The sequence below is a fragment of the Streptococcus cristatus genome (genome assembly GCF_019685515.1).
In the GTDB taxonomy this organism is placed as follows: domain Bacteria; phylum Bacillota; class Bacilli; order Lactobacillales; family Streptococcaceae; genus Streptococcus.
In genome coordinates this window covers 314,658-335,503 of sequence record NZ_JABFFN010000001.1, presented here as the reverse complement: position 1 = coordinate 335,503, position 20,846 = coordinate 314,658, and the positions used below count along the sequence as shown (strand labels likewise).

Genomic DNA, 20,846 nt, shown 5'->3' with positions numbered 1-20,846 from the left:
CTTAAACCTCCTCTGTCAAATCAAAGAAGAGATCTTCTAGACTGTCTGAATCTTGCAGCACCTCTTCCAATCGTCCTTGCTCAATAATTCGCCCATGATGAATCAAGACCACATCATCTGTCACCATTTGCACCTCTGACAGGATGTGGGATGATAGAAGTACCGTTTTCCCTAAATCAGCCTGCTGACGGATGAACTTTCTAAACCACTTAATCCCACTTGGATCCAGTCCATTGGTCGGTTCATCTAATATAAGAAACTGAGGATCACCTAGCAAAGCTGCTGCTAAACCCAACCGCTGACCCTCCCCCAGAGACAGGCTTGACAAGAGGTCCTTCCTCTTATGAGCGATTCCAATCATCTCCAAAACCTCATCAATCCGAGACTTGGGAATAGCATTACTCGCCGCAATAATTCTCAAGTGGTCATAGACCTTTCGATTTGGCAAACCGCCAATGCCGTCAAAGGCTGCACCTACCGTTCTGAGCGGATAGATCATTGACTGATAGGTTTGCCCATCAAAAGTCGCCGCTCCTGCTGTCGCCCGATCTAACCCCAAGAGAATCCTCAAGGTCGAACTTTTCCCTGCACCATTCGGGCCCAGAAAAGCTGTAATCCGCCCGCTTCTAGCTGTAAAAGAAATATCTTCTAAAATCTGCTTACTGCCATGCTTTTTGCAAACGCCTTCTATTTTCACCATATGTTCCATACTGAACTCCTTTATCTTTATTTTCTACAGTATATCCAATCTAGTTCAGAATTAGTTCAGAAATCAAGCAAAAATTCTAAAAGTTGACTCCACCTTTCAAAAGTCGCTATAGCTTCATTAGAAAGAACTCAGTTTTTCTTTATAATTCTGCGAGTTTTGTATGGAGACTTTGTTATAATGCTAGTCTCAAAAAGTCATTTATCAAACTTCATCAAGAGCACCCTTTATGATATAATGAAAGAAGAAAACTGAAAGGATTTACCATGTCAAAAGAAGTTATTGTTGAAAGTTTTGAACTTGACCACACCATTGTTAAAGCACCCTATGTCCGCTTGATTGGGGAAGAAACAGGACCAAAGGGAGATGTCATCTCCAACTTTGATATTCGCTTGGTGCAACCAAACGAAGACTCAATCCCTACCGCTGGCCTTCACACCATTGAGCATCTCTTAGCCAAACTCATTCGTACCCGTATTGACGGCATGATTGACTGTTCACCATTTGGTTGCCGTACAGGCTTCCACATGATTATGTGGGGTCAACATACCAGTGCTGAAATCGCGGCTGTTATCAAGGATTCTCTCAAAGAAATTGCTGAAACCACTACTTGGGAAGATGTTCCTGGAACAACCATCGAATCTTGCGGAAACTACAAGGACCACAGCCTCTTTTCTGCTAAGGAATGGGCGAAGCTCATCCTGGAACAAGGAATCTCAGATGATGCCTTTGAACGTCATGTCATCTAAACACAAAAGGAACCAGCTTTTTAGCTAGTTCCTTCTTTTTTTATTCTCAAAATCTTGTGTTAGGCTTTTTCACGAATAACCAAAACACCATCTTCCATATCTGCTTCCAGATGTTTGGCATCTAGATGATCCAAGTGGAAGTCTGTCACCTTATCACGAATTTGTTGTTCAACCACACGACGGAGAGGACGAACACCCATAACTTCGTCATAGCCTTCTTCTGTGATAAAGTCCTTAGCTGCTTGGCTGACTTCCAAATCAATGTCTTTCTTAGCCAAGGTTTGGTTAACTTCAGCCAACATCAAGTCCACAATCTTAGAAAGGTCTTCCTTATTCAAGTGTGAGAACTCGATAACTGCGTTAAAGCGGTTAAGGAATTCTGGACGGAAGAAGGGTTTCAAACGATCCATTAATTCTGGTTTATCTGCATCTTCTGTCAAGTTGGCTTCATAGCCAAATCCAGCATTTGATGTTGCGATAATGACAGTGTTTTTAAAGTTAACGGTATTTCCTTGACCATCAGTCAAACGACCATCATCCAAGACTTGGAGGAGAAGGGTGATTACTTGAGGATCCGCCTTTTCAATCTCGTCCAAGAGAATGATAGAGTATGGATTGCGACGAACACGTTCTGTCAAGGTATTGCTATTGTCATCATAACCCACATAACCTGCTGTTGTACCGATTAACTTAGAAACAGCTGTGCGGTCACTGTATTCAGACATATCCAAACGGATAATCGCATCCTTGGTCCCAAACATATCGAGCGCCAATTGCTTAGCAAGTTCTGTCTTACCAACCCCAGTAGGCCCTACAAAGAGGAAGCTACCGATTGGGCGATTGCCTTCATCAAAACCAGCACGGTTACGACGGATAGCACGAGCGACAGCTTCTACCGCCTTATCTTGGCCGATAACCTTGTGTTCCAAACGATGAGCCATATCTTTCAAACGTTCGATGTCTGATGCTCCCATTTGTGAAACTGGAATACCAGTCATACGTTCCACAGATTCAGCCACATCGTTGACACTTGCAGTCACCTTCATATCTTCTGTGTGGTTTTCGATTTTCTTTTCCAATTCTGCAATACGTGTTTTGGCATTAAGAGCTGCTTCAAAGTCTTCTGCCTCAACTGCTTTTTCTTGCTTGTCTTTTTCTGCCTCAATTTCCCGTTCAACAGCGTGCACATCTGTTACAGGATGTTGAGCTGCCAAGTGAGCTGCCGTTACATCAACAAGGTCAATAGCCTTATCTGGCAAGCTACGTTGAGGAATGTATTGGACAGAATAATCCACTGCTGCTTTCAAGACTTCGTCTGGCAAAATGACATTGTGGTGTTGTTGATAGAGATCACGAATCCCTTGAAGGATTTTAAAGGTATCCTCTGCTGAAGGAGCATTGACCTTCACTTCGTTGAAACGACGAGCAAGAGCTGCATTTTTCAAGATGGTGTTACGGTATTCGTCTTGAGTCGTTGCCCCAATAACGGTCAACTCACCTCGAGAGAGAGCTGGTTTGAGAATATCCGCAAGACCTTTAGAACCACTTTCACCTCCGATTGAGCCAGCGCCAAGGATTTGGTGAATTTCATCAAAGAAGAGGATAATATTTCCTGCTTCTTTTACTTCATTGACTAAGTTTTGAACATTTTCTTCAAAGCTACCACGGTATTGAGTACCAGCCTCAAGACCTGAGATATCAATAGAAATGATTTCCTTGTTCTTAATAGCAGCTGGAACATCTCCGTTCACAATGGCTTGTGCTAGACCTTCGACAACGGCTGTCTTACCAACACCTGCATCTCCGACCAGAACAGGATTATTTTTCGTACGACGTGAGAGGATTTCAGCTGTTTCTTGAATTTCCTTGTTTCGTCCGATAACAGGATCCAACTTGCCCTCACGAGCTTCTGCTGTCAAGTTACGACCTAGCTTAGCAAGGACACCGTCTTGTTTCATACCTGAAGCGTGTTGTTGCATTTGCACCTCAGATTCTGCATTTCCTGGTAATTGACCAGTTGCACGATAGTGAGCGAATTCCTCAGGTGTCACTTCTCGTCCATTAATCAAGTAGCGACGGTTCTCAGAACTGTATCCTCGCATGCCACCCATCAATTGGTTAAATAAATCATCCATGTTGTTAAAGTTATTAAAGTTGTTGTTCATATTCTTTACCTCGTTTATTCTTAATTAGATACGATCTCTGATATTGACTATCTTTGACATTTGTTTTAAAAATTTTAGACTAGCTAACTTGCTACCCTAAGAATAACTTCTGGTTTTTCTTTTTTAAATAAGCCTTTTATCATTTTCTTTTCAAAGTCTGTTAGATTTAACATAGGCCTCACCCCTTTCTAGGGTATCTATTATACATTTTCAAGAAATAGAATCATTGAAAATGAGTTTTTCTAAGGAAGTCACTTTCCTTATGTTTCTACTATATCACATTGGTCAGTAAAAGTCAATAACTTTTTGACTAAATTTGACTATTTTTTTAAAATTTTTCAAGAACGCAAAAAGCCAGTCGTTTCCAACTGGCCTTTTCTATTTAATTTAAAATCTTAGCTCAATGCATCATCCATTGAAAGAACTTCGTGGAAGACACGTTGTGTTAATTCAGTTTTTTGTTCTGGAGTGAGGTATTTAGTGTTTACACAGTATCCTGAGATACGAACGATGACATCTTCGCCATTCATAATCTTGTCATAAACATCTTTCAAGTCCATTACGTTCAAGTTACAGTGTTGTCCACCGTTTTCGAAGTAACCATCAAGGATTGTTACCAAGTTGTCCACTTGTTCGTCACGAGTTTTACCAAGAGCACGTGGAGAAACTTGAGTTGTCAATGAGATACCGTCAGCTGCGTAACCAAAGTCTAGGCTAGCAAGTGAGTTCAAGTTTTGCAACCATCCACCTTTAGCTTTGTTAGATGGGTTAGCACCTGGTGAGAAGAATTCAAGTTTAGACAAGTTCACAGAACCATCTTCGTTGAGGTATACGCCTTTGTGGACTGGTGAGTTACCAGTTTGTTTAGAGTAAGCAACGTTAGATGTGATGGTCAAAAGTGATACTGTGGCTTCTGCGTTCTTGTAGAGTTTGTGGCTACGTAGACGAGTTGTGTAAGCTTCAATCAACCATTCTGCCAATTCGTTTGAGCGTGGATCATCTTCACCCCAACGTGGGTATTCACCGATTGTTTCGTAATCGTAGATGTAGCCATTTTCGTCACGGATTGGTTTAACGGTAGCATATTTGATTGCTGACAATGTATCAACAGTGTTGGCAAATCCACAGATACCAAATCCCATGTTTGCACGCTGTTTAGTTGGCAAGAAGGCCATTTGAACCGCTTCGTAGTTGTACTTATCAGTCATGTAGTGGATGATGTTCAAAGCATCTACGTAAGTGTCAGTCAACCAGTCAAGAGATTTTTCAAAGTTAGCTTTAACTGATTCGAATTCAAGAACTTCGTCACGGATTGGTTCGATGTCAAATACCTTGTAGTCTTTGTGAACATCGTCGTAACCACCGTTCAAACCAGTAAGAAGGGCTTTCAATACGTTAACACGAGCACCGAAGTACTGGATGTTGTGACGTTGTTCTTCATTTTCTGGGTCAAGTGGAGATACACAACATGAGATACAGCTCATTTCACCGTATCCGTCTTTAGCCATTGTTGTAACACCTTCGTATTGGATAGAAGAGTGTTTGTGGCTCATGTGCATACAGTAGCGACGGAAGCTATAAGGTAATTTGTCAGTCCAAAGAACTGTCAAGTTTGGTTCTGGAGAGTTACCGATATTGTCAAGAGTGTTCAAGAAACGGTAGTCCATCTTAGTAACACGATGACGACCGTCGTTACCCATACCAGCCATAGAAGTTGTGATGAAGGTTGGGTCACCTGAGTACAATTGGTCATAAGCTTTTGTACGAGCAAATTTAACTGTACGAAGTTTCATAACGAAATCATCAACGAATTCTTGGATTTCTGATTCAGTAAATGTACCACGAGCAAGGTCACGTTCTGCAAAGATGTCAAGCACGATTGGCACACGTCCTAGAGATGTTGCAGCACCGTTGATAACACGGCAGACAGCCATGAAGGCGATGTTCACCCATTGGATAGCTTCTTTGACGTTCATCGCCGGTTTGCGAACGTCAACACCGTAAAGGTCACCCAAGCGAACAACTTGTTGCAATGCTTGGTATTGAAGGTTTACTTCTTCGCGAAGACGGATTGTTTCTTCATCAATTTCTTTAATTGCATTCCAGTCGTTTACTTTTTCTTGCATCAAGTAGTCTGCACCGTAAAGAGCAAGACGTGCGTAAACACCGATGATACGTCCACGTGAGTAAGCATCTGGAAGACCAGTTACAGTGTGAGCGTGACGAGCACGACGGATATTTGAAGTGTAAGCGCGGAAGATACCGTCGTTAACTGTTGTTACGTATTTTGTGAAGATTTCATGAACAGCTGGATCTGGTTCGTATCCATTTTCTTTCAAAGTAGTTTCAGCCATACGGATACCACCTTTTGGCATGAAATTCAATTTGAAGAGTTCATCGTTTTGGATACCGAAGATCAATTCGTTTTCTTTGTCGATAAATCCAGCAGGAATATCAGCAATAGATGTTGGACGAGTGTCCATTGGGAAACGAGTTTCTTCGTAGTGTGCTTTTGTTTCTTCTACGATTTTTTTGATGTGAAGCGAACGTTCTGTTGGGCCAGCAAGGAAACTTTCATCTCCATCGTAAGGTGTGTAGTTAGCTTGAACGAAGCGAGAAATACTTGCTTTTTCTTTCCAATCTACTCCTTTGAAGCCTTCCCAAGCTTTATCAAAAATATCTTGCGCTTCAACAACTGTCTTAACAACCATGTTAATGTCCTCATTTTTCTTTCTAGTAACAACTATCTGTTACATTCATAAATCAAGTATACCACACAGTAACCGATTTCAACAAGAAGAAAACAGCCTTTTTAGCGCTTTCTTTTATAATACAGTCTATTTTTTAACACAATCTGTATTATATTTTTGAAAGCAGAATTACTCTTTTCCATTTTTTCGGAAAAAAAGGTATAATGAATAGAAAATAACACTAGAAAGGAACAAAAATGCTCATATTTCCATTGATAAATGATTTGTCCAGAAAAATCATCCATATCGACATGGATGCATTTTTTGCTGCGGTGGAAATCAGAGATAATCCTAAACTCAAAGGAAAACCTGTCATCATTGGGAGCGACCCCAGACAAACAGGTGGGCGTGGTGTCGTTTCTACCTGTAGCTATGAGGCACGGGCTTTTGGTGTTCATTCAGCCATGAGCTCTAAAGAAGCTTATGAGCGCTGTCCCCAAGCTGTCTTTATCTCAGGAAATTATGAAAAGTATAAGACTGCAGGACTTGAGATTCGAGCTATTTTTAAACGTTATACTGATTTGATTGAACCTATGAGTATTGACGAAGCCTACTTGGATGTGACAGAAAATAAACTCGGTATCAAGTCAGCCGTCAAAATTGCCCGCCTCATCCAACAGGATATCTGGCAGGAACTACACCTGACTGCTTCTGCAGGTGTTTCTTATAACAAATTCCTAGCTAAAATGGCTAGTGACTATCAAAAACCACATGGTTTGACAGTGATTCTCCCAGATCAAGCCCAAGACTTTCTCAAACCAATGGACATTGCTAAATTTCATGGCGTGGGCAAAAAAACAGTTGAACGCCTTCATGAAATGGGCATTTATACTGGCGCAGACTTATTGGACGTCTCAGAAGTCACTTTAATCGATCGGTTTGGCAGACTCGGTTATGAGCTTTATCGAAAGGCTCGTGGTATTCACAATTCTCCAGTCAAGTCCGATCGCATTCGTAAGTCCATTGGCAAGGAGAAAACCTATGGGAAGATTCTGCAAGTAGAAGAAGACATCAAAAAAGAGATGACTCTTCTCTCAGAAAAGGTAGCTCACAATCTCAGCCAACAAGGCAAAGCTGGAAAAATCATTATCCTAAAAATACGATATGCTGACTTCTCCACTCTGACTAGACGAAAAAGCCTCCCACAAGCAACACAGGACGCTAGTCAGATTTCTCAAACTGCCCTTCAACTCTACGAAAAGCTAGCTGAAAAAGAAAAAGGTATCCGTTTACTAGGAATTACGGTGACAGGATTTTAAATCCTCGAAGGGGGGCATTGCTTTAAATCAAATGAGGTTGAAACAAAAGTGTTTCAGCCTCATTCTGTTTTTTAAAAATAATTCTTAGAGCGTCATAGCTAACCACTAAAACAGTCATAGGTACTATCCTAAATTGCTGACCAACATGCAGCAGGCTGTATCAGTATTATTCCCCTTTTAGACTCTAAAAATTCCTAATTCAAGAAAGCTTCTTCCTCTTATTCCCTCTCTCTTTTACTAGAAAACTGAATGCTTTTGGGAAATATAGTTTAGTTTGATGCCCTACCACATTTGTACTGGATATATACTATAATTTTCAATCAACATTCCCACGCATAAACTTGGACTACAATCTTTTTTGACAGTTTATTAATGAAAAGGAACAGTTGGTCTTAATTAAGTATTAACTCTAACACTTAAAACTAAAAATGTGAGATAGATTTCAAATAGTTCCTAGTAAAAAAAACTTTTTCTCATAAGTGGTAGGGGTTGACACCTTCATTTTTATTTGTTAAACTAGAAAATATAAAAGTACCGACCGGTCGGTTTTTGAGAAAGGACTTAACATGAAAAAAACTATGCTAGAAAAAACAATCGATTCTATTGAAAAACAAAATCAACGAGTACGTCAACAACAAATACGTCATCACGAAACCATTCAAAAGCAAATAAAAAAGCAAATAAAACTGCAAAAAAAACTGTTTGATCGATTATCACAAGGAGAGAGTGGTATCCGACTTTCTCGTTTGGGAGTGAAATGTGGGTATGCTACAATAACTGGTGGACTCATCACTACTTTATTTAGTCCTCGGAATGGTTTAGGAATAATGGCCATCGGTGGGATTTCAGTTCTCTCAAACTTGTATCACATCAAACATATAGAAGCAAAATTAAAAAAGTAGAGTGGTTTTCTTAAGAAGGAGGCTTGTTAAACGCTCAAATATTACCTTTTCTTCTTTTTTTGATAAAATAAATTTAATAAAACAGAGAGAAGGAACTCAATGGTCGCAAAAACAGAAAAATCTCAAGCAATGATTGAAAAAATTTTATCAACAGCTACACAGCTCTTTATTCACAACGGCTATGAAAAAACAAGTATACAAAACATAGCGCAAACAGCTAGTATTTCAAAAGGAGCCATTTATCACCATTTTCAATCAAAAGATGAAATTCTTTTTGCAGTTTTAAAACAGCGTTATCAATTGATGGAAAAGGAATTGCTAGACTGGCTTGAATCCACCAGTCATTTAACTGGAAGAGAACAGCTCAAAGAAATCTTTCAGTTTAGTTTAAAAAGTCAGAAAACTAACTACGAAATGTTGAATCACGCGCCTCTTGATGCAGAGTTCATGCTGACTACTATCCGTTACAATCTGCGTATAGGAACTCCCCTTATTGCAGATATTATAAAAAAAGGAATAGAAGATCAGTCCATTCAACCCATTCCCTTCCCTAATGAAGTGGCCGAGACAATCTTGCTTTTGACTAACTTTTGGGTAGAAGGGAGTATTTTTGAAAATTCTTCCGAAAAAATAGTTGATCGTATCTATTTTTTACAATTTATGCTTCAATCCATCGGCTTAGATATTTTTGATGAATCTTTGATCCAAGAAATTTTAAGTCAATCAAATTAAATACAATCTTTTCGTTTACTTTTAAAGCCTTGGATAAACGTAGGACAAGGTGATATAATAAGGTAATAAAAAATAAGCTAAACAATTAAAAAAATAGGATAGTTCCCCAAATGTTTTTTTGGAGAACTATCCTATTTTGTTCTATTTTCAACTTATACAAACAAACGCACAAAACTATAGAGCAACAAGATACTACCGAGTACGATACGGTATTTACCAAAGAGTGTAAAGTCGTGTTTCTTCACATAGCTTGTCAAGAAACGAATGGCAACCATGCTGACTGCAAAGGCAACACCCATGGCAACCAAGAGCAAGAACAGTTGTCCAAAACTCAAAAGTTGACCTGCTTTAATAAATTTGAAAATCTTTAAAGCGCTGGCTCCGAACATAACAGGAATTCCGAGATAGAAGGTAAACTCTGTTACGACAGAGCGACTTGTTCCATTCAACAAACCACCAACGATAGTCGCACCTGAACGGCTCGTTCCTGGGAAGAGGGCGAGGACTTGGAAGAGCCCAATGTAAAGAGCTGTTTTATAAGGCAACTTGTCTAACTCTGTTACTGTTGGTTCAATGGCTTGCGCCTTATTTCGTTTTTCAAGATAGATAAAGGCAACCCCATAGATAATCAACATGACCGCAACTGAAACCATGTTATGGAAGTTGGCATCAAACCAATCATCTAATTTAAAGACTAATAGCAAAGGCAAGGTCGCAACGAAGACTTTTGACCACAATTGCCAAGTTCTACGAACTTCGACTTTAGTTTTACCAGGTTTGAAGGGATTAAGCTTGTTGAAGTAAATGACCATAACTGCTAAAATGGCACCAAGCTGAATGACAACATTAAACATAGACATGAAGGCTTCATTTTGATCCTTGTATTGTACAAATTCTTCAACCAAGATCAAGTGTCCTGTACTTGAAATGGGCAACCATTCTGTAATTCCTTCAACAATCCCAAAAAAGATTGACTTCAAAATTTCAATAAAATACATACATTACTCCTTTTTCTGTCCTCTATTATAGCATAATTTTGGATGTTGCGATAGATTTTTTAGAAGGCGCCGATGCTACCACCGCCTCCGCCTCCTGAGAATCCTCCTCCTGAAGAACCACTTCCAGAAGATACAGAGTAATTGCTAGCTGTATTTGCGACAGCTGTGTATTGCTTGATTTGCGCAGTTGAGGTGTAGAACTGTGAGTGCCAACCATAGGCTACATAAAGATTCAAATCTGGATTTTCAAGCTGAATATGGCGGACTTTCATTAACTTGCTCACCTTCTTGGCATAACCAAAGAGAGTCGCATAGACCAGCAGACGGTTCCAAAGGACGATGCTCTCTAACTCGGCTTGATCCAGATGAGCGATGTCGCGAAGCATATTTTCAAAACTCGTCCAGAGATAGAAGATTTCCGCTCCTTCCTCTGTTAGAACTCCATCGCGATAGGCCCCTCGCGTGACAAGGTAAACCCAGAAACTAGCCCCTAATCCTGTCAATCCTAAGAGTAGAAATGGGATCGAAAAGAAGCCATGTGTTTTCCAGCTATAGTAAAAGAAAAGCAGTCCACCTAGAGCCGTTATGGCTGAACAAACTCGCATCCCAAGAGCAAGACGGCGTTCCTCGCTTGTCAAGGGACGATAGTAGCTTGGGATACGAAGTACATGGACCTTATCCTTGACACAAGACTGAATGCGTTGAAGTCTTCCTTCAAAGGAGCGTTTGAGGCGCAAGCCTGTTTCTCGGATATGTTTTTCATCTGACTCTTTGGCACCACGATAAAGGGAAGATGAAACTTGGTAATCAGGGAAGAGCTCTGAAATAGCCAATTCTTTCTTATTTGACAAAGTCATGCGAAGACATTCCTTCTCAAAATTGGACAAACCCTTTTCACTGATAATGCGCACATAAGGTTCCTCATCCCCTTGAAAAATAGATAAATGACCTCGATCGACTAAATCCAATAAGGTTGCCTGAATCAAACGTTCAAAAGTAAATTTACCAAACCCTGATTTGTTTAGGGGATTGACTTCCTCTAAGGAAGTTGAATACACTGCTTCTGCTAGAACCATTGGAGGCAAATCCATCGGTGGATCATAAAGCCTGTGATCTTTTGGAAAGACCTTTTTTATGCTTGTACTCTGACGAAACATCCTATAGAAGAGAGGAACTAAAAGCAAGAGACTCATAAAAATGACAGGGAACACCCATTTCATCATAATCTCACTTTGCGCTTTTTCTGTCGCTATATTGCTTTCAATCCGGTTAAAATCCGTTAAACGTTCTTCCTCTAATCCTTGATCTGGAGCTTCTGAAAAAGCACTTCTCGGCCAGTAAGCATGTAGTTCCACCTGACGATTTCTCGGAAGATCTTTCATCTTGACCTGGTAGAAATCATTTACCTTTTTGACACTAGCTTCCTTAAGGAGTTTTCCTGTATGGAAATAGAGTTTCTCTGCTGGATTTTCAGAGCTGACCTTGAACTCAAATTCTTTAATATCTCCAGAACTATCTGTCAAGGGTTGCCAATTTAGCTCCGCTATATCCTTGTATAAGAAGAGAAGATTTGATAGTTGCCAGGTAACCGTCACCCGAACAGTATCTCCGGCATATCCAGCATTGTAAATTTTTACCTTGTAGCCGTCCTCTTCCTCCATAGTATAGAAGGAAACATTTTGAACAATTCTTCCATTTTTAGAGACCTGAACAGTTGGGTCAGGATCAATGTCAAATCCTTCTGGCATTTTCCCAGCTTTTCCCAGTCCAACCAGCTGACCATTATAATCATCTCCAAAACGGTAGGTAATTGTTTCCTTAAAAATCGCAGTATTATCTGCATGAATATTCAAATCACCCTGATAGGATAAGATATCAAAGTCTACTGCAAAAACTAGGCTCGGTATAAATAATAAACAAGCAAATACCAAAGTCACCAACCATCTTTTTTTCATAATTGATTCCCTTTCAATCTTTTCACCATTATATCATTTTTTATAAGTAAAGGCTTACTTGTATTGAAAATCTCACCATTTTTAGATACAATAGAGAGAAGTCATTTTTAGACTAGAAATAGGAGAAAATATGAAAAAATTATGCTTATCTATCCTTGCTAGCCTAGCCCTTACCTTAGGACTAGTTAGCCAAGTCCAAGCCGACGAATATTTACGCATCGGGATGGAGGCAGCCTACGCTCCCTTCAACTGGACCCAAGACGACGATAGTAACGGCGCCGTCAAAATCGACGGTACCAACCAATATGCCAACGGCTACGATGTTCAAATCGCTAAAAAGATTGCCAAAGACTTAGGCAAGGAACCTTTGGTTGTGAAAACCAAATGGGAAGGACTTGTTCCAGCCCTTACTTCTGGCAAAATCGATATGATCATTGCTGGTATGAGCCCAACCGCTGAACGTAAACAAGAAATTGCTTTTTCAAGCAGTTACTATACTAGCGAGCCAGTTCTATTGGTTAAAAAGGACTCTGCCTATGCGAATGCCAAATCTTTAGAGGACTTTAGCGGAGCAAAAATCACTTCTCAACAAGGTGTTTACCTTTATGATTTGATTTCCCAAATCCCTGGTGTCAAGAAAGAAACAGCTATGGGCGACTTTGCCCAAATGCGCCAAGCTCTTGAGGCTGGTGTTATTGATGCCTATGTTTCGGAACGCCCTGAAGCACTGACTGCCGAAGCCGCTAACTCTAAGTTCAAGATGGTCCAAGTAGAACCCGGTTTCAAGACTGGAGAAGAAGATACTGCTATTGCCATTGGACTTCGTAAAGATGACGGTCGTATCAGCCAAATCAATGCTAGTATTGAAACCATCTCCAAAGATGAACAAGTTGCACTGATGGATCGTATGATTCAGGAGCAACCTGCCGAAGCCACAGCAACTGAAGAAAGTAGCAGTAATTTCTTCAATCAAGTTGCTAAAATTCTTTCTGAAAACTGGCAACAGCTCTTGCGTGGTGCAGGTGTCACTCTTTTAATCTCAATCATCGGAACTATCGTAGGTCTCATTATCGGTCTTGCCATTGGTGTCTTCCGTACGGCTCCTCTCTCTGAAAACAAAGCCATTTACGGCCTACAAAAACTAGTCGGTTGGATTCTCAATGTCTATATTGAAATCTTCCGTGGTACACCGATGATTGTTCAATCCATGGTTATCTACTATGGGACTGCTCAAGCTTTCGGTATCAATCTCGACCGGACACTGGCTGCTATCTTTATCGTCTCAATCAACACGGGTGCCTACATGACAGAAATCGTTCGTGGTGGTATTCTAGCAGTTGACAAGGGACAGTTCGAAGCTGCAACTGCTCTTGGTATGACCCACAATCAAACCATGCGTAAGATTGTCCTTCCTCAGGTTGTCCGTAATATTCTACCTGCTACTGGTAATGAGTTTGTCATCAATATCAAAGATACCTCTGTATTGAACGTTATTTCAGTTGTCGAGCTTTATTTCTCAGGAAATACTGTAGCGACTCAAACCTATCAATACTTCCAGACCTTTACCATCATTGCAGTGATTTACTTTGTCCTCACCTTCACTGTGACTCGTATCCTACGTTTTATCGAACACTATATGGACATGGACACTTACACTACAGGTGCTAACCAAATGCAAACGGGGGATTTGAAAAAATGACACAACCAATCCTTGAAATCAAACACCTAAAAAAATCCTATGGGCAAAACGAAGTACTAAAAGACATTTCTCTCACCGTCCATAAAGGAGAGGTTATTTCCATCATCGGAAGCTCGGGAAGCGGAAAATCAACCTTCCTTCGTTCGATTAATTTACTAGAAACACCTACAGGAGGAGAGATTCTCTATCGCGGAGAAAATGTCCTGGAAAAAGGCTATAACCTCACCCATTATCGTGAAAAGCTCGGTATGGTTTTCCAATCTTTCAATCTCTTTGAAAATCTGAATGTCCTCGAAAATACCATCGTCGCCCAAACGACTGTCCTTAAACGAGAACGCTCTGAAGCTGAAAAAATTGCCAAAGAGAATCTTGAAAAAGTTGGTATGGGAGAACGTTACTGGCAAGCCAGGCCTAAACAACTTTCAGGTGGACAAAAGCAACGTGTAGCTATCGCTCGTGCACTCTCCATGAATCCTGACGCCATTCTCTTTGACGAACCTACATCTGCCCTTGACCCCGAAATGGTCGGAGAAGTCCTCAAAATTATGCAGGACCTAGCTCAAGAAGGCTTGACCATGATTGTTGTAACCCACGAAATGGAATTTGCTCGCGACGTCTCCCATCGTGTCATCTTCATGGACAAGGGAATCATTGCAGAAGAAGATAAACCTGAAGAACTCTTCACGAATCCTAAAGAAGAACGGACAAAAGAATTCCTTCAGCGTTATCTCAATTAATAAATAAAGACTGCATACAGAATGCAGTCTTTTTAGTTTGTAATTGTAAAGAAAAGGCAGACTCGATTCAGGAATCTGCCCGTAACCACAGTTCAATCTTCAAATTTTTCATGATTTTTTTCATAGAAATCGATTAAACTAAGAGCTGTTTCAAATGAAATATTTTTAACTTTTGCGCGTCCTTGCGCTAGGGCAATGATAGACATTTCACGCGCATTCGTTTCTTTAGAGATACGGTAACCTGTGATCTTCTTATCACGAACCCAGCCAACAACTGCTTCTACCTTTTCAAAGTTTGACTTAACCATGTTCTTCTCCTGAATTATTCTTTACAATTCCTAATTGTATACGTTTTTATTTCATCTGTCAATAAAAAAACATATATTCGTCACAACTATATTATTCTGCATATTTTTATTTAGCTTTTAAAGCCGATAATATATGAGTTCTTATATCCTCAACTCCATTAGGATTTGCTGGTAGGAAGATTGTATTATTTCCTTCTTTTTCTGCAAAATTATTCAACGTGTCTAAATACTGGTTCGTTAATAGGATAGACATGATTTGTTCTTCAGTTAGCTCAACATTAGCTCCCTTTAACTCTTTGATAGAATCAGCCAGTCCGTCAACAATCGCTTTACGCTGTTCTGCAATCCCTACACCATGTAGGCGATCTTTTTCTGCTTCTGCTTCTGCCGCGGTCACGATCTTAATCTTATCTGCTTCAGCAAGTTCTTGCGCCGCAACTCTCTTACGTTGAGCTGCGTTAATTTCATTCATGGATTGTTTTACTTCAGCATCAGGTTCAACCTTAGTAATCAGCGTTTTGACAATGATATACCCATACGTAGACATTTCTTCAGCCACTTGTTTTTGAACTTCTAAGGCGATTTCATCCTTCTTCTCAAACAACTCATCTAGGGTTAGCTTTGGTACAGATGAACGCAAAGCATCTTCAATATAGGATTTAATTTGGGCTTCTGGACGCATCAATTTATAATAGGCATCTGTGACGTTGTTTTCATTTACTCGATACTGAGTTGCTACATTCATCGTTACAAATACATTATCTTGCGTCTTTGTCTCTACAACAATCTCACTTTGCAACAAACGTAGTTGAACTCTTGCCGCAATCCTATCAATCCCAAAGGGAGCCCGCAAATGAATACCACTATTGCTCAACTTTTGGTATTTACCAAAGCGTTCTATGATAGCGACAGATTGTTGTCGAACCACATATACAGAACTAATCGTAATCACTGATGCAATCACCACTAAAATCAATACAACAAGTAAAATTTGTAAAACCATGGGAATCTCCCCCTTTCATCACCCTCATTATAACACCATCGTTATCATTACGCAAATAATATGATAATAATTTTATTTTAGTTTAAACTAACATATTATACAATGTTTCATTTCCATTCAAATTAATATAAGACGGGTCAAACTTTTCCATTCGATGAATCAATCCAGCATAATCATGCTTATTGGCAAGAGCAATCCCAATCAATACAGGACCCGTCCCCTTGCTTGCTCGTTTGATATATTCAAAACGAGTGATGTCATCATTTGGCCCCAAAATGTCATTTACAAACTCTCGTAGAGCTCCAGGACGCTGTGGGAAATTCACTACAAAGTAATGCTTGATTCCATCGTAAATCAAGGCACGTTCTTCCATCTCTGGCATACGGTTGATATCGTTATTTCCTCCAGAAATGATACAACAAATCGTCTTTCCTTTGATATAGTCTGATAAAACTTCCAAGGCTGCAACACTTGCAGCCCCTGCTGGTTCCGCTACAATTCCTTGCTTGGAATAAAGATCAATCAAGGTTTCAGAAATCAAGCCCTCGTCCACCCCAATCAGCGTTTCAACATTCTGACGGGTCGCTTCATAGGTCAACTGTCCAACCTTCTGTACAGCTATCCCATCAGCAAACTTATCAATTTCTTTGAGTTTAACTGGACCTCCCGCCTCAAAGGCAGCCTTCATAGAGCGAGCACCATTAGCTTCTACCCCAATCACTTCAATAGTCGGGTTGGTTTCCTTAATATAAGTAGAAACACCGGCAATCAATCCGCCACCTCCTACTGGTACAAGTACTGTATCAAAATCGATAGACTCTTTACGGGCTTCTTCAAGAATCTCATAGGCGACAGTCCCTTGACCTGCTTGGACATGAGCATCATCAAAGGGATCAATAAAGGTACGATTTTCAGAAACTGTAAATTCTTGAGCTGCTTTAGCTGAGGCATCAAAGGTATCTCCAACTAACTTGATTGTCACAAAATCACCACCAAAAAAGCGAACCTGTCCAATCTTTTGTTGCGGTGTTGTGATGGGCATAAAGATGGTTGCAGGAATCTTCATCTCATTACAAGTATAGGCGACACCTTGGGCGTGATTTCCTGCAGAGGCACAGACTACACCACGCTCACGTTCTTCTTTTGATAGTTGAGAAATGGCATAATAGGCTCCACGAATCTTAAAGGAACGAACACGCTGGGCATTCTCCTTCTTCAAATAAATCTTAGCACCATACTTCTCCGATAAATAATGATCATAATCAAGTGGAGTATTGACTACTACACCACTCAATACTTTGTGGGCTTTCACCACGTCTTTTGCACTTAGCATTGTCTCCTCCTCAAATACTTTTTAAGATAAAAAGCGAGTTAGGTACCCCCAACTCGCCTTCTGTTTTTCTTCACAAGAATTAGTTGTAGATTTTGAAAGCGTCGTCGTCGTTTTTACCAACGAAAGGCATTGCTTTACGCAATTCAGCACCAACTTTTTCAATTTCAAGGTCAGCTGCTTGTTCACGGTAAGCAGTCAATTTTGGACGTCCAGCCTTGTAATCATTTACAAAGTCATTTGCAAATTTACCATTTTGGATATCTGCCAAAACAGCTTTCATATTTTCTTTGACTTGCTCAGTAATCACACGTGGACCTGATACATAGTCACCGTATTCAGCAGTGTTTGAAATAGATTGACGCATTTTCTTGAATCCACCTTCATAGATCAAGTCAACGATCAATTTCATTTCATGAAGAACTTCAAAGTAAGCCAATTCTGGGGCGTATCCTGCTTCTGTCAAGACTTCAAAGCCTGCTTCGATAAGGGCAGTCAAGCCACCACAAAGTACGGCTTGTTCACCAAACAAATCTTCTTCAGTTTCTTCTTTATAAGTTGTTTCAAGCAAACCAACACGAGCTGCTCCAACACCTTTACACCAGTCCATAGCAATGTTTTTAGCATTTCCTGTAGCGTCTTGGTAGACTGCATAAAGAGCTGGAACACCAAATCCTTCTTCGTAAGTACGACGTACCAAGTGTCCTGGTCCTTTAGGAGCACACATGAAGACATCTACATCTGCAGGAACTTTGATAAATTCAAAGTGAATATTGAAACCATGAGCAAATCCAACTGCATTTCCAGCTTCCAAGTTTGGAGCGATTTCTGCTTCGTACAATTCTTGTTGGATTTCGTCTGGTGCCAAGATCATGATAACGTCAGCCAATTTAGTTGCTTCTGCTACTGTGTAAGTGTCAAATTCGTCTTCTTTTGCTTTGTCAAAAGATTTACCTGGACGCACACCGATGATGACATCACGACCTGAATCACGCAAGTTTTGCGCATGCGCATGTCCTTGTGAACCATAACCGATTACGGCGATTTTTTTACCGTCAAGCGCTGCTACTTTAACATCTTTTTCGTATTCCATTTGAACTGCCATAGTTTTTCTCTCTTTTCTATTTTTATTGCCTTATAGGCTGGTTTAACAAATTTATGCTGGATTTTATACTAAGAGTATTAGTCGCGGGTAAATCCAGTTGCACCCGTACGAGCGATATTTTTAATACCATATGGTCGAATCACTCGCAATAAAGCTTCACTCTTCTCAGCATTTCCCGTCATCTGGATAGTGATTGAACTTGGAGCCACATCTACTACCGTTGCACGGAAAGGTTGGATAATGGCCAAGATTTCTGCACGCTTCTCAGCAGGAGCAGATACTTTTACCAAGATAACTTCTCTTTCCAAGTGTGGTTTATCTGTGATATCTCGAATGCGAATCACATCAATCTGACGATTGAGCTGTTTAATGATTTGCTCTACTTCATCATGAGATGCTACATCAATAATGATGGTGATACGAGATACATTGGGGTTCTCTGTCGCACCAACTGAGATACTCTCAATATTGACTTGACGACGAGAAAGGACACCTGTAAAACGATTCAAAACTCCTGAACGGTTTTGCAATCTAGCTGTTAACATTCTACGCATGGAACTTCACCCCCAACATCTCATGATTGCTCTTGCCAGCTGGTACCATCGGTAAGACCTGTTCCTTACGAGAAATATCCACCTCGATAAACATGGGCACATCCTCCAGAATGACTTCTAGATCCTTCTCTATCGTCTCTGGATTATCAAATTTATAGTTTTTGATGCCATAAGCCTGTGCCATCAGCTGGAAGTCAGGAAGTGTATCAAAGACTGACTCGGAAGTTCTACCCTCATAGAAGGATTCCTGCCACTGGCGAACCATTCCTAGTGAGTGGTTATTCAACATGACAACCTTAATCGGCACCTTGTAGATATTTAGGATTGCTAGCTCTTGGTTGGTCATTTGGAAACCACCATCACCGACAAAAAGGATGACTTCTTTTTCTGGATTGGCAATCTTGGCTCCGATAGCTGCAGGAACTCCGAATCCCATGGTACCCAAACCACCTGAAGTGACTAACTGACGCTCATTTTGGTAAGGATAATACTGAGCTGTCCACATTTGGTGTTGCCCTACGTCTGTGACAACAATGGCATCCCCATTTGTCAACTCACCGATGCGTTCAATAACGGCCTGCGGTTGAACCACACGTTCTTTCTTATCATAAGAACGAACTCGATTCTTGTCCTTGGTGACTTTTTCAATCCATTTCTCAGTATTGTTATGAACAGTTGGTTCTGCTAGTAGCATCTGCAAGGCTTTCTTAGCATCGCCCACCACAGGAATATCTGCTCTGATAATCTTGCCAATCTCAGCTGGGTCAATATCAATGTGGGCAACCTTAGCATTCTTCGCAAAGGTCTTAGGATTTCCAGTCAAGCGGTCATCGAAACGGCAACCAATACTAATCATAAAGTCGGCTTCCGTCATGGCAATATTAGCTGCGAAAGACCCGTGCATGCCTCCCATTCCAAGAAAGAGCGGATGACTCGTCGCAATCGTACCTTGCCCTAAAAGACTGGTCACGACTGGAATTTGGTAACGTTCAGCAAACTCATTGAGTTCTGTAGCTGCTTCTGCATAACTAACTCCACCACCTGCCAATAAAACAGGTTTCTTGGCTTTTGACAATTGCTTCAAGATTTTCTTGATTTGCATGTCATTTGGCTCTAGAGTCGGTTGATAACTTGGCAAATTCACTTCGGGTGAATAGATGAAATCTGTCTCTAAGGCAGATACGTCTTTTGGTAGGTCAATCACGACGGGCCCTGGACGACCTGTCGTTGCGATATGGACAGCTTCCGTAATGATGCGAGGAATATCTGCCGTCTCACGAACTTGGTAATTGTACTTAGTGATTGGCATGGTAATGCCCACGATGTCTGCCTCCTGAAAGGCATCCTTCCCAATCCCTGCACGCGCCACCTGACCTGTAAAGACCAAAAGGGGAACGCTATCACTCATGGCATCTGCAATCCCTGTAATGGCATTTGTAGCTCCCGGTCCACTCGTGACGACAGCAACACCCAACTTTCCAGTTGATTTGGCATATCCTTCAGCTTCGTGCAAACAACCTTGCTCATGGCGTCCTAAAATGTGGCGAATGCCTTTAAAATTATATATCGCATCATACAAAGGCAAGACTGCACCACCAGGATAGCCAAATATGGTATCAATTCCTAAGTCGCGAAGTGTTTCCAAAACTAGGTCCGACCCCGTCTTAGGAGATTCTAAACTGATTTTCTCCATTGTTCCCCTTTCTCTTCTCTTAAAAATAGCTTGTTACTATCATACCATTTTTTCAAAAATTTTCAAGGTAAAAGAAGCAATTTTCTGAATTTTCTATCTAAAAGTGTATTTATGAATTTTTTTCTCATTTTTATTAACTTTTCTACGGAATTAGGAACCTTTATTTACTTTAATTTATCAAATTAGAATATTTTCTTTCTG

General features: G+C 40.5%; 17 protein-coding genes. 6 read left to right on the top strand and 11 right to left on the bottom strand.

The window, feature by feature from the left end; translation table 11 throughout:
- Position 1: 1 nt before the first annotated feature.
- Positions 2-709, bottom strand: coding sequence for an ABC transporter ATP-binding protein (locus FOA33_RS01660; protein ID WP_221160421.1), 708 nt, complete (start codon positions 707-709; stop codon positions 2-4).
- 263 nt (positions 710-972) lie between these two features.
- On the opposite strand from FOA33_RS01660, the gene FOA33_RS01655 reads away from it, so the two are divergent.
- On the top strand, positions 973-1,455 hold the full coding sequence (locus FOA33_RS01655) for an S-ribosylhomocysteine lyase (protein ID WP_000032555.1): 483 nt from the start codon (positions 973-975) through the stop codon (positions 1,453-1,455).
- A gap of 59 nt (positions 1,456-1,514) precedes the next feature.
- On the opposite strand, the gene FOA33_RS01650 is transcribed toward FOA33_RS01655, so the two are convergent.
- Both FOA33_RS01650 and pflB read right to left on the bottom strand, forming a co-directional pair.
- A complete protein-coding gene (locus FOA33_RS01650; RefSeq protein WP_221160420.1) occupies positions 1,515-3,620 on the bottom strand; it encodes an ATP-dependent Clp protease ATP-binding subunit in 2,106 nt (701 codons plus the stop codon).
- A 395-nt stretch (positions 3,621-4,015) separates the two neighbouring features.
- Positions 4,016-6,331: a formate C-acetyltransferase gene (gene pflB, locus FOA33_RS01645; protein ID WP_000260616.1), complete on the bottom strand. Its 2,316-nt coding sequence runs from the start codon at positions 6,329-6,331 to the stop codon at positions 4,016-4,018.
- Between the two features lie 236 nt (positions 6,332-6,567).
- Between pflB and dinB the strand changes: the two genes are divergently transcribed.
- From dinB to FOA33_RS01630, 3 genes are all read left to right on the top strand, one after another.
- A complete protein-coding gene (gene dinB / locus FOA33_RS01640; protein WP_221160419.1) occupies positions 6,568-7,629 on the top strand; it encodes a DNA polymerase IV in 1,062 nt (353 codons plus the stop codon).
- Between the two features lie 566 nt (positions 7,630-8,195).
- Positions 8,196-8,531 (top strand): hypothetical protein, encoded by a 336-nt coding sequence (locus FOA33_RS01635; RefSeq protein WP_221160418.1) that lies wholly within the window; start codon positions 8,196-8,198, stop codon positions 8,529-8,531.
- A gap of 99 nt (positions 8,532-8,630) precedes the next feature.
- Positions 8,631-9,263: a TetR/AcrR family transcriptional regulator gene (locus FOA33_RS01630; RefSeq protein ID WP_221160417.1), complete on the top strand. Its 633-nt coding sequence runs from the start codon at positions 8,631-8,633 to the stop codon at positions 9,261-9,263.
- A gap of 152 nt (positions 9,264-9,415) precedes the next feature.
- Here the strand turns inward: FOA33_RS01630 and FOA33_RS01625 are convergent, their stop codons facing one another.
- Both FOA33_RS01625 and FOA33_RS01620 read right to left on the bottom strand, forming a co-directional pair.
- Entirely contained in the window at positions 9,416-10,261 is an 846-nt protein-coding gene (locus FOA33_RS01625; protein ID WP_221160416.1) for an undecaprenyl-diphosphate phosphatase, read from the bottom strand.
- A gap of 59 nt (positions 10,262-10,320) precedes the next feature.
- Positions 10,321-12,216: a DUF2207 domain-containing protein gene (locus FOA33_RS01620; RefSeq protein WP_221160415.1), complete on the bottom strand. Its 1,896-nt coding sequence runs from the start codon at positions 12,214-12,216 to the stop codon at positions 10,321-10,323.
- 130 nt (positions 12,217-12,346) lie between these two features.
- On the opposite strand from FOA33_RS01620, the gene FOA33_RS01615 reads away from it, so the two are divergent.
- The gene (locus tag FOA33_RS01615; protein ID WP_221160414.1) at positions 12,347-13,915 is read left to right on the top strand and encodes an ABC transporter substrate-binding protein/permease; all 1,569 of its coding nucleotides are present in this window, start codon (positions 12,347-12,349) and stop codon (positions 13,913-13,915) included.
- Positions 13,912-14,652, top strand: coding sequence for an amino acid ABC transporter ATP-binding protein (locus tag FOA33_RS01610; RefSeq protein WP_221160413.1), 741 nt, complete (start codon positions 13,912-13,914; stop codon positions 14,650-14,652). The genes FOA33_RS01615 and FOA33_RS01610 overlap by 4 nt, the downstream gene beginning before the upstream one ends.
- A gap of 92 nt (positions 14,653-14,744) precedes the next feature.
- On the opposite strand, the gene FOA33_RS01605 is transcribed toward FOA33_RS01610, so the two are convergent.
- From FOA33_RS01605 to FOA33_RS01580, 6 genes are all read right to left on the bottom strand, one after another.
- The gene (locus tag FOA33_RS01605) at positions 14,745-14,960 is read right to left on the bottom strand and encodes a capsule biosynthesis transcriptional regulator (RefSeq protein WP_000241003.1); all 216 of its coding nucleotides are present in this window, start codon (positions 14,958-14,960) and stop codon (positions 14,745-14,747) included.
- A gap of 106 nt (positions 14,961-15,066) precedes the next feature.
- A complete protein-coding gene (locus tag FOA33_RS01600) occupies positions 15,067-15,963 on the bottom strand; it encodes an SPFH domain-containing protein (protein ID WP_000244068.1) in 897 nt (298 codons plus the stop codon).
- A gap of 82 nt (positions 15,964-16,045) precedes the next feature.
- Positions 16,046-17,296: a threonine ammonia-lyase IlvA gene (gene ilvA / locus FOA33_RS01595; RefSeq protein WP_084852718.1), complete on the bottom strand. Its 1,251-nt coding sequence runs from the start codon at positions 17,294-17,296 to the stop codon at positions 16,046-16,048.
- A 79-nt stretch (positions 17,297-17,375) separates the two neighbouring features.
- Positions 17,376-18,398: a ketol-acid reductoisomerase gene (gene ilvC / locus FOA33_RS01590; RefSeq protein WP_221160412.1), complete on the bottom strand. Its 1,023-nt coding sequence runs from the start codon at positions 18,396-18,398 to the stop codon at positions 17,376-17,378.
- 77 nt (positions 18,399-18,475) lie between these two features.
- On the bottom strand, positions 18,476-18,952 hold the full coding sequence (gene ilvN / locus FOA33_RS01585; RefSeq protein WP_001253813.1) for an acetolactate synthase small subunit: 477 nt from the start codon (positions 18,950-18,952) through the stop codon (positions 18,476-18,478).
- Positions 18,945-20,645, bottom strand: a complete 1,701-nt coding sequence (locus FOA33_RS01580; protein ID WP_221160411.1) for an acetolactate synthase large subunit — start codon at positions 20,643-20,645, stop codon at positions 18,945-18,947. The genes ilvN and FOA33_RS01580 overlap by 8 nt, the downstream gene beginning before the upstream one ends.
- Positions 20,646-20,846: the final 201 nt, after the last annotated feature.